The sequence below is a fragment of the Micromonospora andamanensis genome (assembly GCF_016863495.1).
In the GTDB taxonomy this organism is placed as follows: Bacteria; Actinomycetota; Actinomycetes; order Mycobacteriales; family Micromonosporaceae; genus Micromonospora; species Micromonospora andamanensis.
In genome coordinates, this window is record NZ_BOOZ01000070.1 from 1 (window position 1) to 11,188 (window position 11,188).

The following is an 11,188-nucleotide window of genomic DNA, read 5'->3' on the forward strand; positions in this document are numbered from 1 at the left end:
CCCCAAGAGATCAAAACCGCCGCCAACCTCATGATCAACAAGGTGAGGGTGGGTGGGTGGTGGGGTTATTCGAAGTTGCCTTGGTGGGTGGTGGGGGTGGACTGGTCGCTCGTGGTGCCGCCGGGCGGGGTGGTCATGCCGCCGGTGGTGGCGTCGCCGGTGGTGGTCGGGGCGACAGTGCCGCGGTGGCGTTCCGGTTGGCGGGCCACCCGTCGGGCGCTGGCCGGGCCGGCGGTGCCGCCGGTCGTGGTGATCGCGCCCTGACCGCGCGTCGGACCGCCGTCGCGCAGCACTGTCGGGTCGATCGGCACGTCAGCCGGATCGTCCGGGTCCTCCCGCTGCAACTGGCTCTCCACATCGGTCGGCGGGACTGTCACCTCGTCGAGGGCACCTTCGCCGTACACGCCGCCGGCGATCCGCTGCTCGGCCCGGCGGGCGGCGTCCTGTCGCATCTCGTCCTCACGCACGATCCATCACCTCGCAGAAGGGTCGGTCTCGGTGCGTGCCCGGTGACCGGCGCGGCAAACCCGCACCGCCGGTTCACCGGGCCGTCGCACTGCGCTTGCCTGCCCGCCGTGCCCGCTGCCGATGCTGTGCAGCGGATTCGGCGGGAGATCCCCGCGGGAGGGAGAGGACAGCGTGCGCACCGTACGCCGTACCGCCGTCGCGGCCCTGGCCGTGACGATCGTGACGACAATGCTGGCGGCGCCTGCCGCGGCACGACCGCGACCAGACCGGGACTTCGACCTACAGGCCCACCGGGGTGGACTCGGGCTGCGGGTGGAGAGCAGCCTCGCGTCGTTCGGCAACGCCCTCCAGCTCGGGGTGAGCACCCTCGAACTGGACGTCCAGATCACCGAGGACGGACGGGCCGTGGTCACCCACGACCGGCGCGTGAGCGCCACGAAATGCGTCGACACCGCCCCGGTCGTCCCGGGTGACCCCGAGTTCCCGTACGTCGGGAAGTACCTGAACACGTTGTCCCTGGCGCAGGTACGCACCCTCGACTGCGGCTCGCGTACGCTGCCGGACCGGCCCGGCCAACTCGCCGTGCCCGGCGCCCGGATGCCGCTGCTGAGTGAGGTTTTCGCCCTGGTCAAGCGGTACCGGGCGGACGACGTGACGCTCAACGTCGAGACCAAGGTGGAGGCGGGAGCGCCGAGCGAGACCGCGCCACGGGAGCAGTTCGTCCAGGTCACCGCCAAGGAGATCCGCGCCGCCGGGCTGCTGCGGCAGGTGACCATCCAGAGCTTCGACTGGGGCGCGCTGAGGCGGATGCGTCAGGTCGAACCGCGCCTGCCGCTGGTGGCGCTCACCAACTACGACTTCCTCCAGGTCGGGCAACCGGGCGCGTCGCCGTGGCTGGGTGGGTTGGACATCGACGACTTCGGCGGCGACCCGATCCGGGCGATCCGCAGCCTGGGCGTCACCGCGTTCTCGCCGGTGCACGGCTTCCCGCAGAACGGCACCGTCACCGACCCCGGCTACCGACCGTACGTGACCAGGGAGCTGGTGACCCACGCGCACCGCAACGGCATCCGGGTGATCCCGTGGACGGTGAACGACGTACCGACAATGGCCAAGCTGATCGACGACGGGGTGGACGGCATCATCACCGACTACCCGGACCGGCTGCGGACCCTGCTCACCGACCGGGGCTACCGGCTGCCCCGGGCGTACGCCTCGCCGTTCGACATCCAGGCACACCGTGGCGGACGGGCGACCCGGCCGGAGAACACCCTGCCCGCCTTCGCCAACGCCCTGGCCAACCCGGCGATCTCCACCCTGGAACTGGACACCGGCGTGACAGCCGACGGGAAGCTCGTCGTGCTGCACGACCGTACGGTCAACGGCTCGCACTGCCTCGATACCGCGCCGGTGCGACCCGGCGACCCGCAGTTCCCGTACCTGGGCAAGCTGGTGCACCGGCTGACTCTCGCGCAGCTCAGGACCCTCGACTGTGGTACGCGGACCGCCGCCGACATGCCCGACCAGATGCCCGTGCCCGGGGCCCGGATCCCCACCCTGGAGGAGGTCTTCGCGCTGGTCAAGGCGAGCGGCCGGACCGACATCCGGTTCAACGTCGAGACGAAGATCAGCCCGCTGGTGAACGACACCGAGCCGTACCGCAGCTTCACCCGCAAGCTGGTCACCGCCGTGCAGCGGGCCGGTCTGACCGGCCGGGTCACCATCCAGTCCTTCGACTGGCGCACCATCACCTTCGCCCGGCAGCTGGACCGACGCATCGAGACGGTGGCCCTGGTCTGGCAGTACGGGCCGGCGGAGTGCACCGGGCTGGCCGACGAGTGCTCGTTGCGGGCGGTGTACGGCGACCGGTCGGTCAAGAGCCCGTGGACCGCCGGACTGGACTGGTGGAAGTACCGGGACCTGGGCAGGCTCACCCGGGCGGCGGGCGCCTCCACGGTGTCGGCGAACTGGCAGGTGCACGACCCGGCGCAGGGTTCGGTAAGCCACCCGGACTGGTATCTCCGGCAGGACCCGACGTACTTTCACGGACCGGACGTACGCACCCTGCAGACCCGGTACGACCTGAAGGTGATCCCCTACACCGTCAACGACGCGGCGGTGATGCAGCGGGTGATCGACCTCGGCGTCGACGGCATCATCACCGACGACCCGGATCTGCTCGTCGGCGTGGCGGTCCGCAACGGCCTGCGGTGAGCCTCCGCGCGGGCGGCGCGGCACCCCAGGCGTCGCCCGCGCGGACGGGCGGTAATCGTGGCCCGGCCGGCGTTACTGCCCCCGACCCGGGGGGTAGACGCGGGGTGCCCCCGCCAAGTGCGCGAACCGTGCCGTGGCCGACACGCGGTAGCGGGGCGAGGGTCGCAGGTTACGACTCATCAATCCTGAGGAGGACAGATGAGCACGCAGGCTGCATCTACCAGGCCGATGAACCGCCCGGCGCAGGACGTGCAGAACCGCGCGGCCATGCAGGAGGCACCCACCCGTCAGATGCCGATGATGCACGACGGGCACCGGGAGCCGATGCCGGCGCCGGGTACGGAGACGAAGCAGTCGTTCCTGACCACCGAGTTCTGGATCTACGCGGCTGCCGTCACCGCCGTGGTGATCGCCGCCTTCTGGCGGGGCACCAGCGCGTACGGTCTGAACCTGAACAACCCCGGTCAGGCGTGGTTCTTCATCACCCTGCTGACCCTCGGTTACCTGGGTAGCCGTGGTCTGGCCAAGGCCGGTAGCCCGAAGCGTTCCGGTGAGGAGCGTAAGCGGGGGCGGTGACCCCGGCTGGGCGGAGCCGTGAGCGGCCCGCGTACGCACGGTGGCCCTTCGGGATCCTCTCCCGAAGGGCCACCGTTCCGTCGTGCCTAGAACTCCTCGAAGCCGCCGAAGTCACCGCCGCCGAAGTCGCCGCCGAAGTCACCGGCGGCCTCGGTGACGTCTTCCTCGGCGCCCTCGAACGCGTTTCCGATCATGTGGCCGGCGAGCATGCCACCGGCGGCGCCCAGCGCGGCGCCGGCCACCACGCCACCCATGCCGACACCGCCCCGGCGCTGGTGGGGGTGGCCGAACTTCTGCGCGCCGTAGCCCTGCGGGCCGTAGCCCTGTGGGCCGAACGCCTGGGCACGCATGGCGCCGAAGCGGCCGATGGTCTCCTGCAACCAGCCGTCGACCACCTGCGTCCAGTCGGAGCGCTCCGCGTCGGTGTGCGCCACCTGGTAGCGGCCGAACACGTCGTGGCCGGGGGTCAGGAAGCCGCCGCGCTTGTCGCACTCCAGCACCACGTCGACGCCGTGCGGGTTGGTGACGAATGTCAGTTCAAGTTCGTTGATGGTCTGCGCGTACTGCGGTGCGGCGAAGAACTCGATCTCCTGGTAGAACGGCAGCGTCTGCTGCACACCGTGGATCAGGCCGCGCTCCAGGTCGGCCTTCTTGAACCGGAAGCCGAGCTGGAGGAAGGCCTCCAGGATGCGTTCCTGCACCGGGAGCGGGTGCACGTTGATCTCGTCCAGGTCGCCCTTGTCGACCGCGCGGGCGATCGCCAGCTCGGTCCGCAGCCCCAGCGACATGCCGTGCAGACGCTGGCCGTACACCGCGGTGATCGGGGTCTCCCAGGGCAGCGGCAGCTGGAACGGGATGGACAGCGCCTGCTTCGCGGCGAGTTGGAGCGGACCGCTCACCACCTGACGGTGGAACTCCATCACGCCGGCCTGCTCACCGATCTCGACCCGGGTGACCAGGCCGATGGCGATCTGTTCGATGTTCGCCGGAGCGTCCCCGCCGAGCAGGTTGACCTGGCCGTCGAGGGCCAGCCCGGGCCTGGTGTTCGGGTTGGCCAGGACGGTGTCCACACTGGGACCGCCCACGCCCAACGCGCTCAACATCTTCTTGAAGACCATCGGTACTCCTGCGGGGTCTGGTGCCCGAACTCCATTGTGGGAGCGGACGCGGACCAGCGCACTTTATCGAGCGGGCCTGTGAGGTGGCTGAAAACAAGCCGACGCGGTACGGATTCGCATTGTCTCGCCGGACGACCCAAGTTCGGGCCGCCCGGCGAGCAGCGCTGGTGCGGTGTCTCAGAGTGCGCGGGGTGAACAAAGCCATTGACCCCGCCTGAACAACCCCTCATTTTCGGTGCGTGATCGGCTCGAGATGCGGGATGTCGGGCTTTCCCGCTGAGCGATGGCGCCACCATGCCGCATACCGAGCAGCCGGGCCGAGCCCGATGTGGCGGCCCCACCATGCCGCCCGCCGAGCAGCCGGGCAGCCGATCCCAGTGTGGCCCGTGACCGGCGGGGGTCGCGTCGGCCCGGGATCCGGCGATCCGACCGCCCGGGGGCGGCGGAGGGCGTTCACTAACCGGCAGTGGTGGCCGGGCCCGTGCGGGCCCGGCCACCGTCGCTGCCCGTTCAGCTTGCGGTGCAGGTCACCGCGGGGGCCGAGTTGGTGCCGTTCCAACTGCCGAGGAAGCCGAAGGTGGTGCTGGCCCCGGCGCCGAGACGGCCGTTGTAGTCGACGTTGCGGGCGGTCACTGTCGACCCGCTGCTGGTGACAGTGGCGTTCCAGGACTGGGTCACCGTCTGGCCGTTGGCGTACGTCCAGCGCACCGTCCAGCCGTTGATGGCGCTGGAGCCGGCGGTCACCCGAACCTCACCCTGGAAACCACCCTGCCACTGTCCGCCTATCGAATAGGTAGCCGTGCATCCGGAACCCGGCGGCGGGGTGGACGGGGGCGGCGTCGAGGGCGGCGGGGTCGACGGCGGCGGGGTCGATGGGGGTGGGGTCGACGGCGGCGGAGTGGTCGGCGGGGTCGAGTCGTAGACGCTCGCCTGCCGCGAGGTCTGCCGGATGCCGTTGGTGCCGTTGAACAGCCGCTGACCCCAACTGGTCAGCTGGTTCGGGTTGAAGTTGGTGGCCATGTCGAGGTACTCGACGCCACCGCTGTTGCCGCTCCACGACCAGCCCAGCCAGCCGATGCCGTTGGCCTGGGTGTAGGACAGGATGGCGTCCTCGTCAGGGTTGCCGTCGGAGTGGTTGTGGCCGAACTCGCCGACCACGATCGGCAGGCCACGGCTGCGGAAACGACCCAGGTAGTCGCTGATCTCCGCGGCGGTGTCGAAGACGCCGTACATGTGGATCGAGAAGACCGTGTTGCCGGCCGGGTCGGCGTTGAACACCGTGGGCGCGTTGTCGCGCATGGTGAAGGACCAGTCCTGACCCCAGTTCGGGGCGTCCACCATGATGGTGTGCGTGAGACCGCCGGTACGTAGCCGCCGGATCGCGTTCGACGTGTCGGTGGCCCACGACGAGTAGTTCTGGTTGCCGTACGGCTCGTTGCCGATGTTGACTATCGCGTACGCTTCCTGGCCGTTCAGCGCGCTGGCGATGCTGAGCCAGTAGTCGACGGCGCGGTCCAGGGTGATCGCCCCGCTCTGCTCGCCGTACCCGGTGGTGTCGTGCACCTCCAGCACACAGATCAGCCGGTTGGCCTTGCAGAGCTGGATCACGTTCGACACGTCGGCGGCGCTGTTACGGGTCCACCTGTCGCCACTGGAGAGCACGACCCGCACGGAGTTGGCGCCCAGGGCCTTGACGTCGGCGAAGGAACTGGTCTGGTTCGGGTACCAGGTGTGCGCGTGGTTGACCCCGCGCATGATGAACTCGTTGCCGTTGGCGTCGTAGAGCCGCCCGTTGCTGACCGTGAAGCCGGCGGCGGCGTGGGCCGAGGGCCCGAAGGCGAACACTGCGGCGACGGTCGCCAGCAGGACGGCGCCGACAGCCGCGAACAGTTTTCTCATGCATTCCTCGCAGGAGTTTCTCCCCCGTGCCCAGGGGGTGCGGTGACTGGCAGGTGAGCGGCTGCAGCCCGACAGCCGCGCTCAGACCCGGCGAGGCATCAGCGTATGCCGATGGGATAACGAAAGCAACCGGTTCAGTAAGCCGGCTACCCGTGACGACTCAGGAGACACCGAGCCGTCACGGGGGCGGACATCCCCACCACAGGATGCACACCAGGCCGGCCTCTGAACCGGTTCAGACAACGGTAGGCATGAGCCGAGGGCACCGTCAAGCGTCGAGCAGGGTTGACCGATCCGGGCCGGGGTATCCGGAATGGTCCACCCCGGCCCGGAAGGAGACGTCAATGGTCAACATCGGCTACACCCTGATGTGCGAACAGGCAGGTCCGAAGGAACTCGTCGACCATGCCGTGCGGGCCGAGGCGGCCGGCTTCGACCACCTCGTCATGTCTGACCACTACTACCCGTGGTTGGAGGCACAGGGCCACTCACCGTACGCCTGGTCGGTGCTGGGCGCGGTCGCGCACGCCACCTCCCGGGCGAAGCTGATGTCCTTCGTGACCTGCCCGATCCGTCGTTACCATCCGGCCGTGGTGGCGCAGAAGGCGTCCACGCTCGGGGTGCTCTCCGACGGCCGGTTCACCCTCGGCCTCGGCGCCGGAGAGAACCTCAACGAGCACGTCGTGGGCGGCTGGCCGCACGTTCAGCAGCGGCACGAGATGTTCGAGGAGGCGTTGCAGATCATCCGCCCGCTGCTCAACGGCGAGACGTTGACCTTCTCCGGCAACCACTTCGACGTGCCGGACGCCTACGTGTGGGACCGGCCCGACACCCCCGTGCCGATGGCGGTGGCCGCCTCCGGCCGGCAGTCCGCGACCCTGGCCGCCGAGTACGCCGACGGCATGATCGCCACCGATCCGGAGCCGCACCTGGTCGAGATGTACGAGCAGGCCGGCGGGGCCGGACGTCCCCGGTACGGGCAGGTGGCCATCTGCTACGGACCGGACGAGGCCGAGTGCCGCAAGATCGCCCACGACCAGTTCCGCTGGTTCGGACTGGGCTGGAAGGTCAACTCCGATCTGCCCGACACCGACTCCTTCGAGGCGGCCACCCGCAGCGTGCGCGAGGAGGACGTGGCCGCCGGGCTCTCCTGCGGCCCCGACGTGGAAAAGCACGTGGCGGCGTTCAAGAAGTTCGTCGACGCCGGCTTCACCCACGTGGCACTGGTCCAGGTGGGTGGCGACAGCCAGCCGATGTTCCTGGACTGGGCGCAGGAGCAACTCCTGCCCCGCCTCCGCGACCTGTGAGCAGGAAGGTGTGACAGTCGATGCGTATCGGCAACACGGAGATCCGCCCCGCCGGCGGCGGCGTCGGCTGCCTCCTGATGATCCTGTTCTCCATCGTCGCCTCGATCGTCCTGACAGTCCTGCTCAACCTGCTCCTGTGACTCCCTTTCGGTGTTGACCAAGACGTTCTGGTCTCCGACACGCCTACGTCGGAGGCCAGAACTTCTTGGTCAACGCGGAAGGGGCGGGGTGAGGGCGAACTCGGCGAGCAGGGGGTAGTGGTCGGAGGCGTGCTCGGTGTCGGGGTCACGGACCACCCGTGCGGCCCTGAGGCGGGCCGCCAGCGTGGGGGTGGCGAGCAGGTAGTCCAGGCGCATGTCGGCGAACTCCGCGCCGCCGTGGGCGGTGGGCACGGTAGGTCCGGCACTCACTCCGAGATCCACCAACCCGGCGGCGAGCAGCCGGGCCACCGCGCGGGTCTCCACCGTCCGCCCGTCCCGGCGCAGGTGCCGGCGACGGTACGCGGGCGGCAGCCGGCCCACCCGGTCGGCGTGCCCGCCGTACGGGTCGAGGGTGTTGAGGTCACCGGCGAGCAGCGCCAGGCCGTCGCGGCTCCGGCGCAGCGCGGCGCCCGCCACCCACCCCGCCTCGACCAGCCGGCGGGTTCCCGAGTACGGATCGAGGTGGGTGCCCAGCACGGTCAGCGCACCGGCGTCGGTGCCCACCACCACGCGTTGAGCCGCGTGGTGGAACGGCCGGCGTACCGGCGCGGCGGCCAGCACCGGCCACGACGGACGCACCAGCAGCGCGACCGGCTGCCCCAGCCAGGAACGGGCCAGGTACGGCCGGAGCCCGACGCCGGCGGCGAAGCCGTCGACGTCGAGACCGCCCAGTTCCTGCACGGCGAGCACATCCGGCCGCTGCCGGGCGATGACCCGGGCCACCAGCTCGCGCCGGTCCGCACCATCGCGGTCCCGACCGCCGGTCCGGATGTTCCAGGTCATCACCCTCAGCACGGCTGGCTCAGCCCGGCTGACCCGCCCGGGCCAACTCGTCGTCGAGGGTGTCCACGTCCTCGGACTCGATGGCCGGCTGGTTGCCGTGCCGGACGTCCTCGTTGGGGCGGATCACCCAGTACAACAGCCCGATCCACAGCGTGGTGAGCAGGATCGCGCCCATGAAGTCGGTCGGATGGTGCATGCCCCGGTACATCCGGGAGACCGCCACCCCGACCGGCATCACCACGGCGAGCGCCACGAAGACCCACCGCCACCACCTGTCGGTCCGGACGAAGACGATGACGGCGATCGCCACCCACACGCACAGGGTGGCGGCGATGTGCCCGGACGGGAACGACGAGGTGGGCATCGGACCGTCCAGGTTCTCCACCGGCGGACGCGGCCGGTCCACCGCCGCCGCGCTGGCCAGGAAGAGGGTCAGCTCGCCGAACATGGTGAGCGCCACGAAGAGCACCGGACGCCAGCGCCGCCAGATCGCCAGCACCAGCGGGCAGAAGACAAGCGAGATCAGCATGATCGCGTGGGTGTCCCCGAACTTGCTCCACCACCAGCTGAACTCGTCGAGCGAGGCGGTCCGACGCTCGGCGAACCAGAGCGGCACCCGCTCGTCGAGGCGGGCCAGGAAGGTGTTGTCGGCGTGGTAGCTGACGAACATGCCGAAGGCGTAGAGGGCACCGAACACCAGCACCCAGCCCACGATGATCTCCGCGATGCCGGCCCGGGCGTGCGGCAGCAACTTCTCCTCGTCCGGCGCCAGCGCCACCTCCTGCCCGGCCTCCGGCTCCAACCCCTCGGTCAGCGGCACCGCGGGCCGCCCCCGCTCCAACCGCCACAACCGGAAGGCGTACGCGGTGACGCCCAGCCAGGCCGCCCCGAGCAGCCAGGCACCTATCACGTCGGAGAGGAAGTGCACGCCGAGCGCGACCCGGGTGAACCCGATCAGGAAGACGACAGCGGCGACCACGGCTATCGCGACCCGACGCCAGCGGGGTGCCATCGCCGGCAGGAACACCAGCAGCAACGCGCCGTAGGCCACCATCGACCCGAGGGCGTGCCCGCTCGGGAAGCTCTGTCCCGCGTACGCGCCGATCGGCACGTCCACCTCGGGACGCAACCGGTCGACGAGCGTCTTGAGCGAGGGATCGAGAATCAGCGCACCCAGGCCGGTGACGATCAGGAACACCGCGAGCCGCCCCTGCCGGCGGATCAGCAACCCGACCACGGCGACTGTCACCAACCAGATGATCACTGCCCGTCCACCGAGGTCGGTGATGGCGTTGAGCACCGTCACCAGCGGCCCGATCGGTGCCACCTGCTCGTTGAGCCACTCGGCGACACCATGGTCCACGTCGTACAGCGGCGACCACCGCACGCGGACCAGCACCAGCAGCAACCCGAAGCCGACCCCGGCACCGAGCACGAGCGCCAAGCCGGCGAGCGTACGTTCGGTGAAGTGCCCGAGGGGTCGTCGCAGTACGTTCCTGACCGCGCCCACGGCAGCCTCCTTCGCTTCTGGCGACCGGCTGTACCCGGTACGCCGCTGCGGTACACCCGACGGTGTGCCGGCGGCCGGGTGGGTCAGAGTGCGGTCATCTCGCCGGTGTCGTGGATGGGCACCCGCTGCGCGTCCGGCTCCCACAGGTCGGGCTTGGCCGGCTCCTGCACACCGATGCGTACGGCCTCCAGTTGCGCCGCGAAGGAGAGCCCGCCGAACAACGCCATGCCGGTGAGGTTCGCCCACAGCAGCAGCGCCATGATCCCGGCAAGCGCGCCGTAGGTCTGCCCGAAGTCGTCGCTGAACCGCACGTAGCCGGCGAGCAGCAGACTGGCCAGCCACCACAGGGCGGTGGCGATGCCGGCGCCGAACAGCAACCACGACAACCCGGGCTGACGGCGACGGGGAGCGTGCCGGAACAGCACCGCGACGGCGAGCACCGTCAGGCCGAGGCTGAGCGGCCACCGCACCACGTCCCACACCGTGCTGGCGGCATCACCCCAGGCGTAGTGGCGTTCCACCGAGTCGCCCATCGGCCCCCCGCCGACCAGAATGAGGAACCCGGCGAGCGCCGGGAGGCCGGCACTCACCGCGAGCACCGCCGCCCGCAGGTACTTCCACAGCGCCGGACGGTCCCGTTCGACACCGTAGATGCGGTTGGCGCCCCGCTCGATCTGGGCCATCGTGCTCGTCAACGCCACCAGACCGGTGAGCAGGCCGAGGGTCAGCGCCACCTCGCCGGTCTCCTCGACCCGTTCGGCGCCCGCCTCGTCGCCCCCGCCGAGCAGCTCGGCGACCATCTGGTCGCTGGTGCCGGGAGTCAACGCCAGCACCGTGTCGGCGACCACCTCCCCGCCCTCGGCCACGCCCAGTTCGGAGATCAGCCCGGTGAGGGCGATCAGGAACGGCACCACGGCGAGGCAGAGCTGGAAGGCGAAGGCCCGGGAGTGGCTGAAACCGTCGCCGTAACGGAACCGGGTGAAGGCGTCCCGCAACAGGTGCCAGCCGCCCTCCCGGCGCAGCGTCTGCCAGGCGTGATCGGCACAGAGCTGCTCGTCGGACATCAGCCGGGTCTCCGGCACGATCCTGGTGCTGCTCACCGGGTGGCCCCGT

At 70.1% G+C, this 11,188-nt stretch carries 9 protein-coding genes; 3 read left to right on the forward strand and 6 right to left on the reverse strand.

Annotated elements, in window-relative coordinates:
• Positions 1–65: 65 nt before the first annotated feature.
• On the reverse strand, positions 66–467 hold the full coding sequence (locus Van01_RS31030) for a hypothetical protein (protein ID WP_204015184.1): 402 nt from the start codon (positions 465–467) through the stop codon (positions 66–68).
• 172 nt (positions 468–639) lie between these two features.
• Between Van01_RS31030 and Van01_RS33355 the strand changes: the two genes are divergently transcribed.
• Both Van01_RS33355 and Van01_RS31040 read left to right on the forward strand, forming a co-directional pair.
• Complete coding sequence (locus tag Van01_RS33355; RefSeq protein ID WP_239099399.1) at positions 640–2,682, forward strand: glycerophosphodiester phosphodiesterase family protein; 2,043 nt, start codon at positions 640–642, stop codon at positions 2,680–2,682.
• Positions 2,683–2,880: 198 nt separating this feature from the next.
• Positions 2,881–3,258 carry a hypothetical protein gene (locus Van01_RS31040; protein ID WP_204015188.1) on the forward strand — a complete coding sequence of 126 codons (378 nt, stop codon included), beginning with the start codon at positions 2,881–2,883 and terminating at the stop codon, positions 3,256–3,258.
• An 86-nt stretch (positions 3,259–3,344) separates the two neighbouring features.
• On the opposite strand, the gene Van01_RS31045 is transcribed toward Van01_RS31040, so the two are convergent.
• Both Van01_RS31045 and Van01_RS31050 read right to left on the reverse strand, forming a co-directional pair.
• Positions 3,345–4,376: a sporulation protein gene (locus Van01_RS31045; protein ID WP_204015191.1), complete on the reverse strand. Its 1,032-nt coding sequence runs from the start codon at positions 4,374–4,376 to the stop codon at positions 3,345–3,347.
• 510 nt (positions 4,377–4,886) lie between these two features.
• The gene (locus Van01_RS31050) at positions 4,887–6,275 is read right to left on the reverse strand and encodes a cellulase family glycosylhydrolase (RefSeq protein WP_204015194.1); all 1,389 of its coding nucleotides are present in this window, start codon (positions 6,273–6,275) and stop codon (positions 4,887–4,889) included.
• Positions 6,276–6,619: 344 nt separating this feature from the next.
• Between Van01_RS31050 and Van01_RS31055 the strand changes: the two genes are divergently transcribed.
• Positions 6,620–7,582 (forward strand): TIGR03557 family F420-dependent LLM class oxidoreductase, encoded by a 963-nt coding sequence (locus tag Van01_RS31055; RefSeq protein WP_204015197.1) that lies wholly within the window; start codon positions 6,620–6,622, stop codon positions 7,580–7,582.
• A 209-nt stretch (positions 7,583–7,791) separates the two neighbouring features.
• Here Van01_RS31055 and Van01_RS31060 read toward each other — a convergent pair whose 3' ends face one another.
• From Van01_RS31060 to Van01_RS31070, 3 genes are all read right to left on the reverse strand, one after another.
• Entirely contained in the window at positions 7,792–8,565 is a 774-nt protein-coding gene (locus Van01_RS31060; RefSeq protein ID WP_308442435.1) for an endonuclease/exonuclease/phosphatase family protein, read from the reverse strand.
• A 19-nt stretch (positions 8,566–8,584) separates the two neighbouring features.
• Positions 8,585–10,075, reverse strand: a complete 1,491-nt coding sequence (locus Van01_RS31065) for a phosphatase PAP2 family protein (RefSeq protein WP_204015202.1) — start codon at positions 10,073–10,075, stop codon at positions 8,585–8,587.
• Positions 10,076–10,158: 83 nt separating this feature from the next.
• Positions 10,159–11,175 carry a YihY/virulence factor BrkB family protein gene (locus tag Van01_RS31070; protein WP_204015206.1) on the reverse strand — a complete coding sequence of 339 codons (1,017 nt, stop codon included), beginning with the start codon at positions 11,173–11,175 and terminating at the stop codon, positions 10,159–10,161.
• Positions 11,176–11,188: the final 13 nt, after the last annotated feature.